Raw genomic sequence first — 18,425 nt, 5'->3', positions numbered from 1 at the left:
TACGACCCGTAGCCCCCCTATGTTAGAGTGGCGGACTTTTTCGAGGGGGTCCTTACTGTGTGGGAATTGGTCAAATCCGGCGGCTGGATGATGTTGCCGATCATTCTGAGTTCCATCGCTGCCCTGGGCATCACCGCCGAGCGCCTGTGGACCTTGCGCGCCAGCCGCGTGACGCCGCCGCACCTGCTGGGTCAGGTATGGCGCTGGATCCGTGACAAACAGCTGGACAAGGAAAAACTCAAAGAGCTGCGCGCCGATTCGCCCCTGGGTGAAATCCTGGCCGCCGGCCTTGCCAACTCGCGCCACGGTCGCGAAATCATGAAGGAATGCATCGAAGAGGCCGCGGCCCGCGTCATTCATGAAATGGAGCGCTACATCAGCACCCTGGGCACCATCGCTGCCATGGCGCCGCTGCTGGGCCTGCTGGGCACCGTGCTGGGCATGATCGAGATTTTCAGCTCGTTCATGGGCACTAACATGGCCACTAACCCTGCGGTATTGGCCGGCGGTATTTCCAAGGCGCTGGTGACCACGGCGTCGGGTTTGATCGTGGGTATCCCGGCGGTGTTCTTCCATCGTTTCCTGCAACGTCGCATCGACGAACTGGTGGTGGGCATGGAACAGGAAGCGATCAAGCTGGTGGAAATGGTGCAGGGTGACCGCGAGGTCGATCTGGCCGAGGACAAAGCGTGAAATTCCGCCGCAAGCAACGAGAGCAGATCGACATCAACCTGGTGTCGCTGATCGACGTGGTGTTCGTGCTGCTGCTGTTTTTCGTGGTAACCACCACCTTCACCAAGCAGACCCAGCTGCGCGTCGACCTGCCGGAAGCCGTCAGCGGCAGCCCCGAGCAGGACGCCGGCAAGACCCTGGACATAGCGATCAGCGCCGACGGCGTCTACTCGGTGAACAACAAGCTGTTGCCCAAGAGTGACCTGAGCACCCTGATGGATGCCCTGCAGGCTGAATCGGCCGGCGACACCAAGCTGCCGCTGTCCATCAGTGCCGATGGCAAAACCCCGCACCAGGCGGTCATTACCGCCATGGACGCGGCGGGCAAGCTGGGCTTCAGCCATCTGAGCATGACCACTGTCGAGGCGCAGGCGAACAACTGATGGCGCTGACCGATCGCTTGTTGGCGGCCTGGTACGCCGGGCACCCGGCGCTGGCGCTGCTGCGCCCGCTGGAGTGCCTGTACCGCCGCGTGGTGCAGGGCAAGCGCCAGCGCTTCCTGCGTGGCGAGGGCACTATTTACCGGTCGCCCGTGCCGGTGGTGGTGGTCGGTAATGTCACCGTGGGTGGCACCGGCAAGACCCCGATGATTCTCTGGTTGATCGAGCACTGCCAGCGCCAGGGCCTGAAGGTGGGCGTGGTCAGCCGTGGCTATGGCGCCAAGCCGCCGCAGTTGCCCTGGCGGGTATTGCCCGATCAAGCCGCCAGCGAGGCGGGCGACGAGCCACTGCTGATCGTGCAGCGCACCGGCGTGCCGCTGATGATCGACCCCGACCGCAGTCGCGCCGTGCAGGCGCTGATCGAGGCCCAGCCGCTGGACCTGATCCTGTCCGACGACGGCATGCAGCATTACCGCCTGGCCCGTGATATGGAATTGGTGCTGATCGACGCCGCCCGCGGCCTGGGCAACCGCCGTTGCCTGCCGGCCGGCCCCCTGCGCGAGCCGGTGGAACGCCTGCAATCGGTGGACGCGGTGCTGTTCAACGGTGCTGCCGGTGACAGCGATGAGGGCTTTGCCTTCACCCTGCAGCCTACCGCGCTGATCAACGTGCGCACCGGCGAGCGCCGCGGTCTGGACCTGTTCCCGCCTGGCCAGGCCATGCACGCGGTGGCCGGTATCGGCAACCCGCAACGTTTCTTCAATACCCTGCAGGCGCTACACTGGCGCCCACAGGCCCACGCCTTCGCCGACCATGCCCAATACAGCCTGGCGGCCCTGACGTTTTCACCGTCGCTGCCGCTGGTCATGACCGAGAAGGACGCCGTCAAATGCCGCGCCTTCGCCCGTGATGACTGGTGGTACCTGGCGGTCGACGCGCGGCCTTCGCCGGCGTTCGTCACCTGGTTGGACGGCCGCTTGCCGGCGTTGCTGGCGCGCGCCTGACCCTATTCGCTTCCACGCTGCATCTTTGCCAAGGACCCATCATGGACACCAAACTGCTCGATATCCTCGCCTGCCCGATCTGCAAGGGCCCGCTGAAACTCAGCGCCGACAAGACCGAGCTGATCAGCAAAGGCGCCGGCCTTGCCTACCCGATTCGCGACGGCATCCCGGTGATGCTGGAAAGCGAAGCACGCACCCTGACCGACGAGGAGCGTCTGGATAAATGAGCCAGGCCTTTACCGTTGTCATTCCGGCGCGTTTTTCCTCCACGCGCCTGCCGGGCAAGCCCCTGCAACTGATCGCCGGCAAGCCGATGGTCCAGCACGTGTGGGAGCAGGCTTGCAAAAGCAGCGCCGAGCGCGTGGTGGTGGCCACCGACGATCAGCGTATCGTCGAGGCGTGTCAGGCATTCGGCGCCCAGGTGCTGCTGACCCGCGCCGATCACGAGTCGGGCACTGACCGCCTGGCCGAAGTGGCCCAGGCGTTGGGCCTGGCCGCCGATGCCATCGTGGTCAATGTGCAGGGTGACGAGCCGCTGATCCCGCCGTCGGTGATCGATCAAGTGGCGGCCAACCTGGCCGCTCACGCCGAAGCCGGCATGGCTACCCTGGCCGAGCCAATCGAAGATGTGGAGTCGTTGTTCAATCCCAACGTGGTCAAGGTGGTCAGCGACCTCAATGGCCTGGCGCTGACCTTCAGCCGCGCCACGCTGCCGTGGGCGCGCGACCAGTTCGCTTCTGATCGTGACACGCTGCCTGCTGGCGTGCCGTTCCGTCGTCATATCGGCATCTACGCCTACCGTGCCGGCTTCCTGCAGGACTTCGTGGCCTGGGGCCCGTGCTGGCTGGAAGAGACCGAGCGCCTGGAGCAACTGCGTGCCTTGTGGCACGGCGTGCGCATCCACGTGGCAGATGCGATAGAGCCGCCACCGGCCGGCGTCGACACCCCGCAGGACCTTGAGCGCGTCAAGCGCTTGCTGGAGGCCTGATGCGGGTTCTGTTCGTGTGCCTGGGTAATATCTGCCGCTCGCCCACCGCCGAGGGCGTGCTGCGCCATCAATTGCGCGCAGCCGGGCTGGCGGATCAGATTGAAGTGGCATCAGCCGGCACGGGCGACTGGCATGTGGGCAAGCCCCCGGACAGTCGCACCCGTGCGGCTGCGCTGCGGCGCGGTTACGACCTGTCGGCCCAGCGGGCGCAGCAGGTCAGCGCGGCAGATTTCGGCCGTTATGACCTGATCCTGGCCATGGACGAAAGCAACCTGGGCAACCTCAAGCGCCTGCAACCTGCAGGTGCTCGTGCTGAACTGGACCTGTTCCTGCGTCGGTACGACGGCGCGGTGGATGAAGTGCCGGATCCTTATTACGGCGGTGAGCAGGGTTTCGAGCAGGTTCTGGACCTGATTGAGCAGGCGTGCCACGGCCTGGTGATTGAATTGAAGGGGCGGCTATGAGCCTGCAGATTCGCGAGCGGGTGTCACTCAAGCCGTTCAACACCTTTGGCATTGACGTAAAGGCGCGCTGGTTCGTCGACGTCAGTGATGATGACCAAGTGCGCGAGGCCCTGGCTTGGTCTCGTGAGCATCAGGTGCCTGTGCTGCCTATCGGTGGTGGCAGCAACCTGTTGCTGACCGGTGATCTGGAACTGTTGGTGATGCGCATGGCCAGCCTGGGCGTGCGGGTGCTGGCGGACGACGGTCAAGCAGTGGTGGTCGAGGCCCAGGCCGGTGAGCCGTGGCACCCGTTTGTCCAGCAGACGCTGGGGATGGGGTTGGCCGGGTTGGAAAACCTCAGCCTGATCCCCGGTACCGTCGGCGCGGCGCCGATGCAGAACATCGGCGCCTATGGTGTCGAGATCAAGGACGTGTTCCACGGGTTGACCGCACTGGACCGCGAAACCGGTGAGCTGCGCGACTTCAGTTTGCAGGAGTGCGCCTTTGGCTACCGCGACAGCCTGTTCAAGCGTGAGCCTGGGCGTTGGTTGATTCTGCGGGTGCGCTTCAATCTGACGCGTACGGCGCATCTTCACCTCGACTACGGGCCGGTGCGTCAGCGCCTGGCCGAGCAGGGCATTGAAGTGCCTACGCCTGCGGATGTCAGTGCGGCCATTTGCAGTATTCGGCGAGAAAAACTGCCGGATCCCGCCGAGTTGGGCAATGCCGGCAGCTTCTTCAAGAACCCGGTGGTGTCGGCTGGGGTGGCCGAGCGGATCAAGGCTGAGCATGCTGACCTGGTCGGCTACCCACAGGCTGATGGTCAGGTGAAATTGGCGGCCGGCTGGTTGATCGAGCGGGCAGGGTGGAAGGGCTTTCGTGACGGCGATGCCGGCGTGCATCGTTTGCAGTCGCTGGTGCTGGTCAACTACGGATCGGCGACGGGTGCGCAATTGCATGCCTTGGCCATGCGTATCCAGGCGGACATTCTGCAGCGCTTTGGTGTGGCGTTGGAGATGGAGCCCAATCTCTACTGAGCCTGGTGTTGAGCAACCTGTGGGAGCGGGTTCTACCCGCGAAAAGAACACCGCGAAGTACCTGAAACACCGCGGCGCTCTTTTCGCGGGCAGAGCCCGCTCCCACGGTGCAAGGCCTTGCACTTGTGGTTGGCTAGTGTGCACCGCCACAAGACAGTTGCTGCTACAGACTGCTCTATAAAAAAGCCCCCGCTGCATCGCTGCAGCGGGGGCTTTTTCATGCCTTCACGATCAGACGAACGGCTTGTGCTCGTGCTGTTCTTCTACGGCGCGGGGCTGGTGCTCGATGACCGGCTCAGCTTCTGCAGCCAGGGCAGCAGCGGCTGCTGCGGCTTCGGCTTCACGCTTGCGGCGACGCACTTCACGTGGGTCGTTCGGGGCGCGGCCGTTGCTGGTCAGGGCGACAGCTGGCGCTTCAACCACTTCAGGCTTGGCTTCGACCACTGGCTCGGCAACCACTTCAGGCGCTGCCTCTACAACCGGCTCAACCGCAGGGGCTGGCTCGACTGGAGCGGCTTCGACCACGGGCGCAGGGGCAGCTTCTTCAACGACTTCGGCTTTTACCGGCTCAGGGGCTGGTTCAGGCTGGATGTCGACCACTGGCGCAGCCGCTTCCTCGAACGACTTCGGTGCAGGCGCTTCAAACACTGGCGCTGGCTGCTCGACCACCGGGGCGGCGAACACTTCAGGCTCAGGCTGAGCTTCGACAACCGGAGCAGCTTCGACGACCGGCGCGGCTTCCACCACTGGGGTCACTTCCACTGGCGCTTCAGCCTCGATCACTGGCGTCACGACAACCGGCTGGTCGGCGACCACTTCAGCGTGCACGGCTGGGGCTTCGATGTGCTCTGCCGGGGCAGGAGCAGCTTCGACAACCGGTGCGGTTTCAACCACTTCAGGGGCGGCTTCGTGCACGGTCGCAGTGGCGCGCTCGGCCTGAACGGCGGCTTCGGCTTCGGCAGGGGCGCTGATCACGCTGCTGGCGACGGCGGCGGTCACAGCCAGGCCGGCAGCCAGTTCGGTGCCCGATGGCTCCTGACCTTCTTCCTGACCTTCCTGACCTTCTTCGCTGCCTTCAACCACGTTGCCGTTGGCATCGCGTTGACGCTCACGACGGTTGCTGCGGCGACGCTGACCACGGGAGCGACGACGAGGACGCTCGCCATCGGCGCCTTCCAGGTTTTCGTCCTGCAGCAGTTCTTCGTTCGGCAGCGCTTCGTCAGCGGTGGCGGCGACGGTTTCGTTTTCGTTCTCGACCTGCTCCGGACGTGGGGTGCGAGGTGCACGCTCTTCGCGTGGTGCACGTTCCTCACGTGGGGCGCGTTCTTCACGCGGGGCACGTTCTTCACGAGGTGCACGCTCTTCGCGCGGTGCACGTTCCTCACGCGGCGCACGCTCTTCACGTGGTGCGTTCTCGTCGCGCAGCACGCGTTCTTCACGCGGTGCACGCGGCGCACGTTCTTCACGCGGCGCACGCTCTTCGCGAGGGGCGCGCTCAGGACGCTCTTCGCGCACGGCCGGGGCTACGGCATCCAGCGGCTCGCGCAGTTCGCGGACCGGACGGTCTTCGCGGCTGCGGCGATCTTCACGCGGGGCGCGTGGCTCACGTGGAGGGCGTGGGGCACGTTCTTCACGGGCGGCCGGAGCGTCTTCGCGGGCTTCACGTGGGGCGCGCTCTTCACGCGGTGCACGTTCTTCGCGCGGCTTGCGCTCTTCGTCGCGACGGCCGTTGCGGTTGCGGCTTTGCTGACGACCGTTGCGGCGCTCTTCATTGCGCTGCGGGCGCTCTGGAGTGGCTGGCTTCTCGACCACAACCGGGGCGGCTGGCTCTTCCTTGGTGGCGAATAGGCTGACCAGCGACTTCACCAGGCCTTTGAACAGGCTTGGCTCTGGCACGACTGGAGCCGGGGCTGCAACCGGGGCAGGGGCGGCCACTTCGGTCGGCACCGGTGCCGAAGCGCGGGCCGGGGCGGTCTTGACCGCGGCTTCCTGGCGAACCAGGGTGCGGGTAGCGGCCACTGGCTGGACTTCTTCGACTTCGGCAGCGGCGATCTCGTAGCTCGACTGGGCGCTTTGCGCTTCCGGGCTATCGTCACGCAGGCGCTGTACTTCGAAGTGCGGGGTTTCCAGGTGATCGTTCGGCAGGATAACGATGCGAGCACGGGTGCGCAGTTCGATCTTGGTGATCGAGTTGCGTTTTTCGTTCAGCAGGAACGCAGCGACCGGGATCGGCACTTGGGCACGCACCTCGGCGGTACGGTCCTTCAGGGCTTCTTCTTCGATCAGGCGCAGGATGGCCAGCGACAGCGATTCGACGTCACGGATGATGCCGGTACCGTTGCAGCGTGGGCAGACGATGCCGCTGCTCTCGCCCAGGGACGGACGCAGGCGCTGACGGGACATTTCCAACAGACCAAAGCGCGAAATGCGGCCGATCTGCACGCGGGCACGGTCGGCTTCCAGGCATTCGCGGACTTTTTCTTCCACGGCGCGCTGGTTCTTGGCCGGGGTCATGTCGATGAAGTCGATCACGATCAGGCCGCCGATGTCACGCAGGCGCAGCTGGCGAGCGATCTCTTCGGCCGCTTCCAGGTTGGTCTGCAGGGCGGTTTCTTCGATGTCGCTGCCTTTGGTGGCGCGCGCCGAGTTGATGTCGATGGACACCAGGGCTTCGGTCGGGTCGATCACGATCGAGCCGCCGGACGGCAGTTCGACCACGCGCTGGAAGGCGGTTTCGATCTGGCTTTCGATCTGGAAGCGGTTGAACAGCGGCACGCTGTCTTCGTACAGCTTGATCTTGCTGGCGTACTGCGGCATCACCTGGCGGATGAAGGTCAGGGCTTCTTCCTGGGCTTCGATGCTGTCGATCAGCACTTCGCCGATGTCCTGGCGCAGGTAATCGCGGATGGCGCGGATGATCACGTTGCTTTCCTGGTAGATCAGGAAAGGCGCGGAACGGTCCAGGGAAGCTTCCTTGATCGCGGTCCACAGTTGCAGCAGGTAGTCCAGGTCCCACTGCATCTCTTCGCTGCTGCGGCCAAGGCCTGCAGTGCGCACGATCAGGCCCATGTCGGCCGGGGCCACCAGGCCGTTCAGCGCTTCACGCAGTTCGTTGCGCTCTTCGCCTTCGATGCGGCGCGAGATGCCGCCGGCACGCGGGTTGTTGGGCATCAGTACGAGGTAGCGACCGGCCAGGCTGATGAAGGTGGTCAGGGCAGCGCCCTTGTTGCCACGTTCTTCTTTCTCGACCTGCACGATGACTTCCTGGCCTTCGCTCAGGACGTCCTTGATGTTGACGCGGCCTTCGGGGGATTTCTTGAAGTATTCGCGGGAGATTTCTTTCAGCGGCAGGAAGCCATGACGCTCGGAGCCGAAGTCGACGAAGGCGGCTTCCAGGCTCGGTTCGATGCGAGTGATCCGGCCCTTGTAGATGTTGGCCTTCTTCTGCTCGCGGGCGCCGGACTCGATGTCCAGGTCGTAGAGGCGTTGGCCGTCTACCAGTGCAACGCGCAACTCTTCGGGTTGGGTTGCGTTAATCAGCATTCTTTTCATGTAGTACCGTCGGTTTCCGGGCTGCCGGAAACGGCGTTCGGCACACACGACTTCTCACGGTCGGTGTCAGGTGCGTCAGCAGCGGCGGGGCCACTGCAGTGTCCAGCGAGGTCCATCCAACGGGGATGAAGTCGCGACGACGCTTCCTGCTTGCTGTGGTGTCAAAAGCACTCAGTCAGGAGGAGGAATCAATTGCCTTGCGTGGACGCCCGTAAGCGTCTTGATCAAGCCCGGGTCCTGTCGTGAGGCGCCTGTGGCAGTTCTCGACATGACGCGATGCTACACGGTCCGACGATTGTGCATCTCCACCCTACACGTATCCCTGATAATTCGGGTGCTGCCGCGCGCTGAATCCGCAACGGGTTGGCATTTATCGCAAGCACCGACGAGGTGCTCGCGCCTTTATGGCTAAGGCTTTGTGTTTCCGAAGCATTCGCCGATACCGGATGACAACGACCGCGTGGGATGGGAGTGGCATCGAAAAAAAACTGAAAATGAGTGCAAAAACACCGCTCTTTTTGGCTTTCTCTCGGTCTTCTCACATCTGCGCCGGTTACGTTGCGTACCACCCGTAATCAAGCAAAAACCCCGTCGGACGGCCTCGCGTCCTCATGAATTGCGTAGGCAAGGGCCGGTCTACTACCGCATATCCACTTGCCCGCCACTTTTGGCGGCGTTCGCGACTATAGCAGTAATCATTAAGTGCTTCAAATCCATAAAAAATTGTTATTATGGGGAAATGACGACTACAACCCCTCCAACCTCCGGCGTCCAGCTGCTCGAGGTTGCGCCGGAATATGCCGGCCAACGCATCGATAATTTCCTCATCACCGCGCTCAAGGGTGTGCCGAAAACCTTGGTCTACCGCATCCTTCGCAAGGGCGAAGTGCGCGTGAACAAGGGCCGGATCAAACCCGAATACAAGCTGCAGGCCGGGGACATCATCCGTATTCCACCCGTGCGCCTGCCCGAGCGCGACGAGCCGGTGCCGCTGGCACAAGGCCTGTTGCAGCGCCTGGAAGCCTCCATCGTGTTCGAGGACAAGGCCCTGCTGGTCATCAACAAGCCGGCCGGCATTGCCGTGCACGGTGGCAGCGGCCTGAACTATGGCGTGATCGAGGCTTTCCGCCAGTTGCGCCCCGATACCAAGGAGCTGGAGTTGGTGCACCGCCTGGACCGCGACACCTCCGGGCTGCTGATGATCGCCAAGAAGCGCAGCATGCTGCGCCACCTGCACGCCGCCCTGCGTGGCGATGGCGTCGACAAGCGCTACATGGCCCTGGTGCGTGGGCGCTGGGACACGGCGCGCAAGCAGGTCAATGCGCCGTTGCAGAAGAGCAACCTGCGCTCCGGCGAGCGCATGGTCGAGATCGACGAGGAAGGCAAGGAGGCCCTGACCCTGTTCAAGGTGCTGCGCCGCTTCGGTGACTACGCCACCATGGTCGAGGCGCGCCCGATTACCGGTCGTACCCACCAGATCCGCGTACATACCCTGCATGCCGGGCACTGCATTGCCGGTGACAGCAAATACGGCGACGAAGAGTTCAGCCGCGAAATCCGCGACCTGGGCGGCAAGCGCCTGTTCCTGCACGCCTATGCGTTGAATGTGCCGCTGCCCGATGGCGGTGTGCTGAAGCTGGAAGCGCCGGTGGACGAAATGTGGGCCAAGACCGTGGAGCGCCTCGCCAGTGCGCCGTGACTACGACCTGCTGATCTTTGACTGGGACGGCACCTTGTCCGACTCCATTGGTCGGATTGTCGAGGCCATGAAAGTGGCAGCGCGGGTGGCCGGTTATGCCGAGCGCGATGATGATGCGATCAAAGGCATCATCGGGCTGGCACTGCCTGAGGCAATTCTTACGCTGTATCCGGAAATGGATGACAGCCAGGTTGTCGCTTTTCGTCAACACTATGCCGATTGCTACATGGCCATGGACGCCGAACCCTCGGCGCTGTTCCCGGGCGTGGTCGAGTCGCTGGCGGCTTTCCGTGCGGCGGGCTACCGTCTGGCGGTGGCCACTGGCAAGGCGCGTCGCGGGCTGGATCGGGTGTTGAAGGCGCATGGCTGGGAGGCGTATTTCGATATCACCCGTGCTGCCGACGAAACCCGCAGCAAGCCGCATCCGTTGATGCTGGAGGAGATCCTTGCCCATTGCCAGGTGCCGCGTGAGCGCGCGCTGATGGTGGGGGATGCCTCCTTCGATCTGCTGATGGCGCGCAATGCCGGTATGGATGCGGTGGCCGTCGGTTACGGTGCGATGCCGCTGGAAAGCCTGAAAGTGCACGAACCGGTGCTGGCCATTGAGCATTTCACGCAATTGCAGGTATGGCTGGACGGTTCGGCGAATTGAATTTTTCCGTAGGGAGCTGAACGATGTCTGATGAATGGAAAGCGCCCGACGCCGAAAAGCGTGGTGATGATAAAAGCTGGCAGTTGCTGGAAAGGACGTTGCAGGCCAACGTGATCGAGCATCGGCGCACCCGCCGCTGGGGGATCTTCTTCAAGTCGCTGACCTTCATCTACCTGTTCCTGGCCCTGGCGGCCTTCACGCCGTTGCTGGACATGGAGAAGAGCGCTGCGCGTGGCTCCCATTACACCGCGCTGATCGAAGTGCGTGGCGTGATCGCCGACCAGGAGGCGGCCAGCGCCGACAACCTGATCGGCAGCCTGCGCGCCGCGTTCGAAGATTCCAAGGTCAAGGCCGTGGTGCTGCGCATCAACAGCCCTGGCGGCAGCCCGGTGCAGGCTGGTTACGTGGTTGATGAGATTCACCGCCTGCGCAAAGAGCATCCGGACACCAAGCTGTATGCCGTGATCAGTGACCTGGGTGCTTCGGGTGCCTATTACATCGCCAGTGCCGCCGACCAGATCTACGCCGACAAGGCCAGCCTGGTGGGTTCCATCGGTGTGACGGCGGCCGGTTACGGTTTTGTCGGCACCATGGAGAAGCTGGGTGTGGAGCGTCGTGCCTACACCTCGGGCGAGCACAAGTCGTTCCTCGACCCGTTCCAGCCGGCCAAGCCGGAAGAAACGCAGTTCTGGCAGGGTGTGCTGGATACCACGCACAACCAGTTCATCAATGTGGTGAAGCAGGGGCGTGGTGACCGTCTGAAGGTCAAGGAGCACCCTGAGTTGTTCTCCGGCCTGATCTGGTCGGGCGAGCAGGCGTTGCAGCTGGGCTTGATCGATGGACTGGGCAATTCCAGCTACGTGGCCCGTGAAATCGTGGGCGAGAAAGAGCTGGTTGATTTTACCGTCGAGGATTCGGCGCTGGACCGCTTCTCCAAGAAGCTGGGCGCCAGCGTGGCCGAGAAGCTGGCGTTGTATATGGGCTTTAATGGTCCGTCGTTGCGCTGAAATCGGCGTCGCTCGCTTCCCGAGCTTCGCCCGGTCCCACATTGGATATTCGACATGTGGGACCGGGCGAAGCTCGGGAAAGCGATCTCAGGGCACCTGTACCCCCTCCTGCAACAACATATCCACCAACCTGATCAACGGCAGCCCCACCAGGCTCGTCGCATCCGGCCCGTGGGTGCTCTTGAACAAGCTCACCCCCAAACCCTCCGCCTTGAAGCTGCCTGCGCAGTCATACGGCTGCTCGGCCTGCAGATAGCGCTGGATGGTCGCCAGGTCCAGCTCGCGCATCTGCACTGTGAACGGCACGCAATCCACCTGGCGCTGCCCTGTGGCGCTGTTGAGCAGCGCCAGGCCCGTCAGGAAGGTCACGCTGGTGCCGCTGGCCTCCAGCAGTTGCGTGCAGGCCCTGTCGAAGGTGTGTGGCTTGCCCAGGATCTGCTCGCCCAGCACCGCCACCTGGTCGGAGCCAATGATAAGATGGTCGGGATAGCTGGCGGCCAAGGCGCGGGCCTTCTGCTCGGCCAGGCGCTTGACCAGGGTTTCGGCGGGCTCATCCGCCAGTCGGCTTTCGTCGATGTCGGGGCTGGCGCAGGTGAAGGAAAGGCGCAGGCGGCCCAGCAATTCCCGGCGATAGGGCGAGCTTGAGGCTAGAAGCAAGGGCAACATGACGGTCTCCTGTAGATGAATGGTCATTCTATCATTGGCTTAGCGCCGAATTTCCTTTGACAGGGGAGGGGGTCGTCCCTAGAATGCTGCGCCTATGTTGAATGACCCGATTCCACCTCACGTTGACCCGCGCAAATTGGCCGATCGTGGCGTAACCCTTGAAGGTTCGCTGCCATTATCCGATTTGGAGAGACTCTGCGACCCGCTTTCCGATAACCTCGGTACGGTGCAGGTTAAATTCGTTTTCGAACGAGACGAGCGAAAGGCAGTGGTTATCCACAGCCATCTCGACGTCGAAGTCAAGATGGTATGCCAGCGTTGTCTTGAGCTGGTCACCCTGCCGATCCACAGCGAAAGCAGTTATGCTGTGGTGAAAGAGGGTGCAAATACCCAGTCGTTACCGAAAGGTTATGACGTGCTGGAACTGGGCGAAGATCCTTTGGATCTTCAGGCACTGATCGAGGAGGAGCTTTTGCTCGCCTTGCCCATTGTGCCTGCTCATCATCCGGAAGAATGCCAGCAGCCGGCGGGCGCAGATGAGCCCGAACCGAGCGAGGACGAGGTAACGCGGTCCAACCCGTTCAGTGTATTGGCGCAGTTAAAGCGTGACCCAAACGTTTAGGAGTTAATCAATTATGGCTGTTCAGCAGAACAAAAAATCCCGCTCTGCCCGTGACATGCGCCGTTCGCACGACGCCCTGTCGGCTAGCACCCTGTCGGTCGAAAAGACCACCGGTGAAGTACACCTGCGCCACCACGTTTCGCCAGAAGGCGTATACCGTGGCCGTAAAGTGATCGACAAGGGCGCTGACGAGTAATCCTTGTCCGCTCAAGTCATCGCGATTGACGCAATGGGCGGGGACTTCGGTCCCCGCAGCATTGTCCAGGCCAGCCTTGCTTGCCTGTCTGCGACCCCCTCGCTGTACCTGACCCTCGTCGGTCACCCTCTACTCCTTGAAGAATTGATCGCCAGCCAACCCGGTGTGGATCGCGCGCGCCTGCAGATTGCTGCGGCCAGCGAAGTCATCGGTATGGATGAGCGGCCGTCCCAGGCATTGCGTGGCAAGCCGGATTCTTCCATGCGCGTGGCGCTGGAGTTGTTGCGTGATGGCAAGGTGCAGGCTTGCGTCAGTGCCGGCAACACCGGGGCGCTGATGGCCTTGTCGCGCTACATCCTCAAGACCTTGCCCGGCATCGACCGGCCAGCGATGGTGGCTGCCATTCCGACCCAGACCGGCTACTGCCAGTTGCTGGATCTGGGCGCCAATGTCGATTGCAGTGCCGAACACCTGTTCCAGTTCGCCGTGATGGGCTCGGTGGCGGCGCAGGCGCTGGGCGTGGCTCGTCCGCGGGTAGCGCTGCTCAACGTCGGCACCGAGGACATCAAGGGCAACCAGCAGGTCAAGCTGGCGGCCAGCCTGTTGCAGGGTGCGCGTGGGCTTAACTACATCGGCTTCGTCGAGGGTGATGGGGTGTACCGCGGCGAGGCGGATGTGGTGGTGTGCGACGGTTTTGTCGGCAATATCCTGCTTAAATCCAGCGAAGGCCTGGCGACCATGATCAGTGCGCGCATCGAAGCGTTGTTCAAGGGCAGCATGGCCTCGCGCGCCGTGGGCGCCCTGGCCATGCCGTTGCTCAAGCGCCTGCAGGCCGACCTGGCGCCGGCGCGCCACAACGGCGCCAGTTTCCTGGGCTTGCAGGGCATTGTCGTGAAAAGTCATGGTTCGGCGGGGGTGCAGGGCTTCCAGAGCGCCATTTCCCGTGCGTTGATCGAAATTCAGGAAAACCTTCCGCAGCGCCTGCACGGGCGGCTGGAAGATCTGTTGCTTTAGGCATATCCGCCAAGGAATGCTTAAATGTGACCACCCGGTTCTATCTGTCATCCAACTGTCAGTTTCTTGCGTTCAACTTCGGTTGCACGTCAATTCTCCGACGAACAAGATCAATAAGGGCTTGTTAAATGTCTGCATCCCTCGCATTTGTCTTTCCAGGGCAAGGTTCCCAGTCCCTGGGCATGCTCGCCGAGCTGGGCGCCCAGTACCCGCTGGTGCTGGATACGTTCAAGGAAGCTTCCGACGCGCTGGGTTACGACCTGTGGGCGTTGATTCAGCAAGGTCCGGTCGAAAGCCTCAACCAGACTGACAAGACGCAGCCTGCCATCCTGGCAGCCTCGGTGGCCCTGTGGCGCCTGTGGCTGGCCGAAGGTGGCGAGCGCCCGGCATTTGTCGCCGGCCACAGCCTGGGCGAGTACAGCGCCCTGGTGGCCGCTGGCTGCCTGAGCCTGGCTGACGCGGTCAAGCTGGTGGAGCGTCGCGGCCAACTGATGCAAGAGGCCGTGCCGGCCGGTCAGGGCGCCATGGCGGCGATCCTGGGCCTGGACGATGCCGTCGTGGTCAATGCCTGCGCCGAAGCGGCCCAGGGCGACGTGGTCAGCGCGGTGAACTTCAACTCCCCGGGCCAGGTGGTGATTGCCGGCTCCGCGGCTGCCGTGGAGCGTGCCATCGAGCTGCTCAAGGCCGCCGGTGCCAAGCGCGCCCTGCCGCTGCCGGTCAGCGTGCCGTCGCACTGCGCGCTGATGAAGCCTGCTGCCGAGCGCTTCGCCGAGTCGATCAATGCCATTGACTGGCAGGCCCCGCAGATCCCTGTGGTGCAGAACGTCAGCGCCGCCGTGCCTGCAGACCTGGACACCCTCAAGCGCGATCTGCTGGAGCAGCTGTACAAGCCGGTGCGTTGGGTCGAGTCGGTCCAATTCCTGGCGGCCAACGGCGCGCCGCGCCTGGTCGAATGCGGCCCGGGCAAGGTCCTGGCCGGCCTGAACAAGCGCTGCGCCGAGGGCGTGAGCACTGAAAACCTGAATACCCCAGACGTCTTCGCTGCCGCTGTTGCGGCGGCGAAGGCCTGAAACTAGGAGAAGCCTGCATGAGCCTGCAAGGTAAAGTTGCACTGGTTACCGGCGCCAGCCGTGGCATTGGCCAGGCTATCGCCCTGGAACTGGGCCGCATGGGCGCTACCGTCATCGGTACCGCCACATCGGCCTCGGGTGCCGAGCGCATCGCCGCCACCCTCAAGGAAAACGGCGTGCAGGGCACCGGCCTCGAGCTGAACGTGACCAGCGACGAATCCGTCGCTGCTGTCCTGGCGGCCATCACCGAGCAGTTCGGCGCGCCGACCATTCTGGTCAACAACGCTGGCATCACCCGCGACAATTTGATGCTGCGCATGAAAGATGATGAGTGGCATGATGTCATCGACACCAACCTCAACAGCCTCTACCGGCTGTCCAAGGGTGTGCTGCGCGGCATGACCAAGGCGCGTTGGGGTCGTATCATCAGCATTGGTTCGGTTGTCGGTGCCATGGGCAACGTCGGCCAAGTGAACTACGCTGCTGCCAAGGCGGGCCTTGAGGGCTTCAGCCGTGCGCTGGCCCGTGAAGTGGGCTCGCGTGCAATCACGGTCAACTCGGTGGCCCCAGGCTTCATCGACACCGACATGACCCGTGAGCTGCCTGAAGCACAGCGTGAAGCCTTGCAGACCCAGATCCCTCTGGGTCGCCTGGGCCAGGCCGAAGAAATCGCGAAAGTGGTGGCTTTCCTGGCCTCGGAAGGTGCAGCCTACGTCACCGGTGCTACTATCCCGGTCAACGGCGGCATGTACATGTAAGTGAAATGTGACGGATTGCTTCAAAAAAATGTCATACGTGTCGTTCAAAATCCGTTATAAAGCTGCATCCAAATTCTAGGTAGCGGGTGAGTGTGATCAGGAGCCGACGCTTTCAGCTTGAAATGCCGAAGTCTTCCTATAAACTTGCACACTGGCCAGCTGCCTGACTTATGTCCATTAGGAGTGAAAACAAGGTATGAGCACCATCGAAGAACGCGTCAAGAAAATCGTCGCCGAGCAACTGGGCGTTAAAGAAGAAGAAGTCGTGAACACTGCTTCCTTCGTTGAAGATCTGGGTGCCGATTCCCTTGACACCGTTGAGCTGGTGATGGCTCTGGAAGAGGAATTCGAGACCGAAATCCCTGACGAAGAAGCTGAGAAGATCACTACTGTTCAAGCCGCTATCGATTACGTCACCAGCCACCAGGCTTAAGACTTTGTAATCGCAGCTTCTTGTCATGGAAAAACCGCACTGCCTTTGCTGGCGTGCGGTTTTTTCTTTAGATGAGATGTAAAGGTTGTTCCTAGAATAAGGAGAGCGCTGTGTCGCGTAGACGCGTCGTGGTCACCGGTATGGGTATGCTGTCGCCACTGGGCACGGACGTGCCGAGCAGTTGGCAGGGCATTCTGGCTGGCCGCAGTGGCATTGGTCTGATCGAGCATACCGACCTTTCTGCCTACTCCACCCGTTTTGGCGGCTCGGTCAAAGGCTTCAACGTCGAGGAGTACCTGTCGGTCAAGGAAGCCCGCAAGCTCGACCTGTTCATTCAGTACGGCCTGGCGGCCGGTTTTCAGGCGGTGCGTAACGCCGGCCTGGAAGTGACCGATGCCAACCGTGAGCGCATTGGCGTGGCCATGGGCTCGGGTATCGGCGGTCTGACCAACATCGAGGAAACCTGCCAGATCCTGCACGCCTCCGGGCCGCGTCGGATTTCGCCGTTCTTCGTGCCGGGTTCGATCATCAACATGATTTCCGGTTTCCTGTCCATCCACCTGGGTGTGCAGGGGCCTAACTATGCCATCGCAACGGCGTGCACCACGGGCACCCATTGCATCGGCATGGCTGCGCGCAACATTGCCTACGGCGAAGCTGACGTGATGATTGCCGGTGGCGCCGAGATGGCCGCCTGCGGCCTGGGCATGGGTGGCTTCGGCGCATCCCGTGCACTGTCCACGCGCAATGACGAACCGACCCGGGCCAGCCGCCCGTGGGACAAGGGGCGTGATGGCTTCGTGCTGTCCGACGGTGCCGGCGCGCTGGTGCTCGAAGAGCTGGAGCACGCCAAGGCACGTGGTGCGACCATTTATGCCGAGCTGGTTGGTTTTGGCATGAGCGGCGACGCCTACCACATGACCTCGCCACCTGAAGACGGTGCCGGTGCTGCGCGTTGCATCACCAATGCACTGCGCGATGCCGGCGTCAACGCCGACCAGGTGCAGTACATCAACGCCCACGGCACCTCGACGCCGGCCGGCGACCTGGCGGAAGCCTCGGCCATCAAGTCGGTGTTCGGCGATCACGCCTACCAGCTGGCGGTCAGTTCCACCAAGTCCATGACCGGTCACCTGCTGGGTGCTGCCGGCGCGGTTGAGGCGATCTTCAGCGTGCTGGCCATCAACAGCCAGGTGGCGCCGCCCACCATCAACCTGGAAGAGCCTGACGAAGGCTGCGACCTGGACTTCGTGCCGCATCATGCGCGTGAAATGCCGATCGATGTGGTGCTGTCCAACTCGTTCGGTTTCGGTGGCACCAACGGCTCGCTGGTGTTCCGTCGGTTCCACGGTTGATGCTCAGCTGGGTCGACGGCGTCGCGGCGGATACGTTGGGCGTGAAGAGCCGTGGCCTGGCCTACGGCGATGGGGTGTTCGAGACCATCGCCGTCAAGGCTGGCCAGTTGTCACTGGCGGCCCGGCACCTGCAACGTCTGCAGGAAGGCTGCAAGCGCCTGGCCATCAACCTCGACGCGGTACTGGTCGAGGCTGAGCTGCAGGCCTGCGCGCGCCAGCTGGGCGACGGTGTGCTCAAGCTCATCGTTACCCGTGGCGACAGCCAGCGTGGCTATGCCGCCGACCCGCTGGCGCCTGCGCGCCGCCTGATCCAGGGCAACCCGCCTGCTGCTTACCCTGCCGCCCATGGCGAGCAGGGTGTGCGCCTGTTCGAATGCACCACGCGCCTGGCCGAGCAACCGCTGCTGGCCGGTCTCAAGCACCTCAACCGCCTGGAGCAGGTGCTGGCCCGTGCGGAGTGGAACAGCCCGGAGTTCGCCGAAGGATTGATGCGCGATGTTTCAGGGCGGCTGATCGAAGGCGTGTTCAGCAACCTGTTTTTGGTGCGTGAAGGTCAACTGCTGACCCCTGACCTCAGCCGCTGTGGCGTGGCCGGGGTGATGCGTGCCGAGCTGCTGGCACAGGCGGCCGCGCTGGGCATGGCCGTGCAGATACGCGACCTGTGGCTGGACGATCTGCAGCAAGCCGACGAAGTTTTCATCTGCAATAGTGTTTATGGAATCTGGCCGGTGCGCGCTTTTGCGTCACTGAACTGGCCGCCGGGCCCTCTCACCCGTAAACTGCAGAGCCTTGCCCGCGCACTACTGGATGTGTGATT

Annotated in this window: 20 protein-coding genes; 18 read left to right on the top strand and 2 right to left on the bottom strand. The window is 62.8% G+C overall.

Annotated elements, in window-relative coordinates; translation table 11 throughout:
• Window positions 1–57 precede the first annotated feature (57 nt).
• From ACZ9GA_RS20285 to murB, 7 genes are read left to right on the top strand one after another with little or no spacing between them, the layout of a single operon-like run.
• Complete coding sequence (locus tag ACZ9GA_RS20285; protein WP_027977457.1) at window positions 58–693, top strand: MotA/TolQ/ExbB proton channel family protein; 636 nt, start codon at window positions 58–60, stop codon at window positions 691–693.
• Complete coding sequence (locus tag ACZ9GA_RS20280) at window positions 690–1,115, top strand: ExbD/TolR family protein (RefSeq protein ID WP_455921489.1); 426 nt, start codon at window positions 690–692, stop codon at window positions 1,113–1,115. The genes ACZ9GA_RS20285 and ACZ9GA_RS20280 overlap by 4 nt, the downstream gene beginning before the upstream one ends.
• Window positions 1,115–2,116, top strand: a complete 1,002-nt coding sequence (gene lpxK / locus ACZ9GA_RS20275) for a tetraacyldisaccharide 4'-kinase (RefSeq protein ID WP_457361039.1) — start codon at window positions 1,115–1,117, stop codon at window positions 2,114–2,116. The genes ACZ9GA_RS20280 and lpxK overlap by 1 nt, the downstream gene beginning before the upstream one ends.
• Before the next feature lie 41 nt (window positions 2,117–2,157).
• Window positions 2,158–2,343, top strand: coding sequence for a Trm112 family protein (locus ACZ9GA_RS20270; protein WP_027977460.1), 186 nt, complete (start codon window positions 2,158–2,160; stop codon window positions 2,341–2,343).
• On the top strand, window positions 2,340–3,104 hold the full coding sequence (kdsB, locus tag ACZ9GA_RS20265; RefSeq protein ID WP_457361040.1) for a 3-deoxy-manno-octulosonate cytidylyltransferase: 765 nt from the start codon (window positions 2,340–2,342) through the stop codon (window positions 3,102–3,104). Before ACZ9GA_RS20270 ends, kdsB begins: the two co-directional genes overlap by 4 nt.
• Window positions 3,104–3,568 (top strand): low molecular weight protein-tyrosine-phosphatase, encoded by a 465-nt coding sequence (locus ACZ9GA_RS20260; RefSeq protein WP_027977462.1) that lies wholly within the window; start codon window positions 3,104–3,106, stop codon window positions 3,566–3,568. Before kdsB ends, ACZ9GA_RS20260 begins: the two co-directional genes overlap by 1 nt.
• The gene (gene murB / locus ACZ9GA_RS20255; protein WP_457361041.1) at window positions 3,565–4,584 is read left to right on the top strand and encodes a UDP-N-acetylmuramate dehydrogenase; all 1,020 of its coding nucleotides are present in this window, start codon (window positions 3,565–3,567) and stop codon (window positions 4,582–4,584) included. Before ACZ9GA_RS20260 ends, murB begins: the two co-directional genes overlap by 4 nt.
• Before the next feature lie 231 nt (window positions 4,585–4,815).
• On the opposite strand, the gene rne is transcribed toward murB, so the two are convergent.
• Window positions 4,816–8,136, bottom strand: coding sequence for a ribonuclease E (gene rne, locus ACZ9GA_RS20250; protein ID WP_457361042.1), 3,321 nt, complete (start codon window positions 8,134–8,136; stop codon window positions 4,816–4,818).
• 739 nt (window positions 8,137–8,875) lie between these two features.
• On the opposite strand from rne, the gene rluC reads away from it, so the two are divergent.
• The 3 genes from rluC to sppA are packed head-to-tail and all read left to right on the top strand — an operon-like array spanning window position 8,876 to window position 11,494.
• Complete coding sequence (gene rluC, locus ACZ9GA_RS20245; protein WP_457361043.1) at window positions 8,876–9,835, top strand: 23S rRNA pseudouridine(955/2504/2580) synthase RluC; 960 nt, start codon at window positions 8,876–8,878, stop codon at window positions 9,833–9,835.
• A complete protein-coding gene (locus ACZ9GA_RS20240; RefSeq protein WP_457361044.1) occupies window positions 9,825–10,487 on the top strand; it encodes an HAD-IA family hydrolase in 663 nt (220 codons plus the stop codon). Before rluC ends, ACZ9GA_RS20240 begins: the two co-directional genes overlap by 11 nt.
• A gap of 23 nt (window positions 10,488–10,510) precedes the next feature.
• Complete coding sequence (gene sppA / locus ACZ9GA_RS20235; RefSeq protein ID WP_457361045.1) at window positions 10,511–11,494, top strand: signal peptide peptidase SppA; 984 nt, start codon at window positions 10,511–10,513, stop codon at window positions 11,492–11,494.
• Between the two features lie 87 nt (window positions 11,495–11,581).
• On the opposite strand, the gene ACZ9GA_RS20230 is transcribed toward sppA, so the two are convergent.
• Complete coding sequence (locus tag ACZ9GA_RS20230) at window positions 11,582–12,160, bottom strand: Maf family protein (protein ID WP_457361046.1); 579 nt, start codon at window positions 12,158–12,160, stop codon at window positions 11,582–11,584.
• A gap of 94 nt (window positions 12,161–12,254) precedes the next feature.
• On the opposite strand from ACZ9GA_RS20230, the gene ACZ9GA_RS20225 reads away from it, so the two are divergent.
• The 8 genes from ACZ9GA_RS20225 to pabC all read left to right on the top strand — a co-directional run bounded on the left by ACZ9GA_RS20225 (window position 12,255) and on the right by pabC (window position 18,423).
• Window positions 12,255–12,782: a YceD family protein gene (locus ACZ9GA_RS20225; protein WP_027977468.1), complete on the top strand. Its 528-nt coding sequence runs from the start codon at window positions 12,255–12,257 to the stop codon at window positions 12,780–12,782.
• A 13-nt stretch (window positions 12,783–12,795) separates the two neighbouring features.
• On the top strand, window positions 12,796–12,978 hold the full coding sequence (gene rpmF, locus ACZ9GA_RS20220) for a 50S ribosomal protein L32 (protein ID WP_008375086.1): 183 nt from the start codon (window positions 12,796–12,798) through the stop codon (window positions 12,976–12,978).
• A gap of 3 nt (window positions 12,979–12,981) precedes the next feature.
• Window positions 12,982–13,992 carry a phosphate acyltransferase PlsX gene (gene plsX, locus ACZ9GA_RS20215; RefSeq protein WP_457361047.1) on the top strand — a complete coding sequence of 337 codons (1,011 nt, stop codon included), beginning with the start codon at window positions 12,982–12,984 and terminating at the stop codon, window positions 13,990–13,992.
• Between the two features lie 128 nt (window positions 13,993–14,120).
• Window positions 14,121–15,062: an ACP S-malonyltransferase gene (fabD, locus tag ACZ9GA_RS20210; RefSeq protein ID WP_457361048.1), complete on the top strand. Its 942-nt coding sequence runs from the start codon at window positions 14,121–14,123 to the stop codon at window positions 15,060–15,062.
• Window positions 15,063–15,079: 17 nt separating this feature from the next.
• Entirely contained in the window at window positions 15,080–15,820 is a 741-nt protein-coding gene (gene fabG, locus ACZ9GA_RS20205) for a 3-oxoacyl-ACP reductase FabG (protein ID WP_027977471.1), read from the top strand.
• A 196-nt stretch (window positions 15,821–16,016) separates the two neighbouring features.
• Entirely contained in the window at window positions 16,017–16,253 is a 237-nt protein-coding gene (gene acpP / locus ACZ9GA_RS20200) for an acyl carrier protein (RefSeq protein ID WP_003175607.1), read from the top strand.
• Between the two features lie 110 nt (window positions 16,254–16,363).
• Complete coding sequence (fabF, locus tag ACZ9GA_RS20195) at window positions 16,364–17,608, top strand: beta-ketoacyl-ACP synthase II (RefSeq protein ID WP_457361049.1); 1,245 nt, start codon at window positions 16,364–16,366, stop codon at window positions 17,606–17,608.
• Window positions 17,608–18,423: an aminodeoxychorismate lyase gene (gene pabC / locus ACZ9GA_RS20190; RefSeq protein WP_457361050.1), complete on the top strand. Its 816-nt coding sequence runs from the start codon at window positions 17,608–17,610 to the stop codon at window positions 18,421–18,423. The genes fabF and pabC overlap by 1 nt, the downstream gene beginning before the upstream one ends.
• The last annotated feature ends 2 nt before the right edge of the window (window positions 18,424–18,425 follow it).

The organism is Pseudomonas sp. TE3644, from assembly GCF_056278815.1.
Note: the sequence above shows the minus strand (reverse complement) of the source record. Positions and strands in the feature narration are given on the sequence as shown.

Bases quoted from the DNA above. Each gene is read 5' to 3' on its own strand.
- lpxK (WP_457361039.1), top strand. From the start codon at position 1,115: ATGGCGCTGACCGATCGCTTGTTGGCGGCCTGGTACGCCGGGCACCCG.
- ACZ9GA_RS20270 (WP_027977460.1), top strand. From the start codon at position 2,158: ATGGACACCAAACTGCTCGATATCCTCGCCTGCCCGATCTGCAAGGGC.
- kdsB (WP_457361040.1), top strand. From the start codon at position 2,340: ATGAGCCAGGCCTTTACCGTTGTCATTCCGGCGCGTTTTTCCTCCACG.
- ACZ9GA_RS20260 (WP_027977462.1), top strand. From the start codon at position 3,104: ATGCGGGTTCTGTTCGTGTGCCTGGGTAATATCTGCCGCTCGCCCACC.
- murB (WP_457361041.1), top strand. From the start codon at position 3,565: ATGAGCCTGCAGATTCGCGAGCGGGTGTCACTCAAGCCGTTCAACACC.
- rne (WP_457361042.1), bottom strand. From the start codon at position 8,136: ATGAAAAGAATGCTGATTAACGCAACCCAACCCGAAGAGTTGCGCGTT.
- rluC (WP_457361043.1), top strand. From the start codon at position 8,876: ATGACGACTACAACCCCTCCAACCTCCGGCGTCCAGCTGCTCGAGGTT.
- sppA (WP_457361045.1), top strand. From the start codon at position 10,511: ATGTCTGATGAATGGAAAGCGCCCGACGCCGAAAAGCGTGGTGATGAT.
- ACZ9GA_RS20230 (WP_457361046.1), bottom strand. From the start codon at position 12,160: ATGTTGCCCTTGCTTCTAGCCTCAAGCTCGCCCTATCGCCGGGAATTG.
- ACZ9GA_RS20225 (WP_027977468.1), top strand. From the start codon at position 12,255: ATGTTGAATGACCCGATTCCACCTCACGTTGACCCGCGCAAATTGGCC.
- rpmF (WP_008375086.1), top strand. From the start codon at position 12,796: ATGGCTGTTCAGCAGAACAAAAAATCCCGCTCTGCCCGTGACATGCGC.
- fabD (WP_457361048.1), top strand. From the start codon at position 14,121: ATGTCTGCATCCCTCGCATTTGTCTTTCCAGGGCAAGGTTCCCAGTCC.
- fabG (WP_027977471.1), top strand. From the start codon at position 15,080: ATGAGCCTGCAAGGTAAAGTTGCACTGGTTACCGGCGCCAGCCGTGGC.
- acpP (WP_003175607.1), top strand. From the start codon at position 16,017: ATGAGCACCATCGAAGAACGCGTCAAGAAAATCGTCGCCGAGCAACTG.
- pabC (WP_457361050.1), top strand. From the start codon at position 17,608: ATGCTCAGCTGGGTCGACGGCGTCGCGGCGGATACGTTGGGCGTGAAG.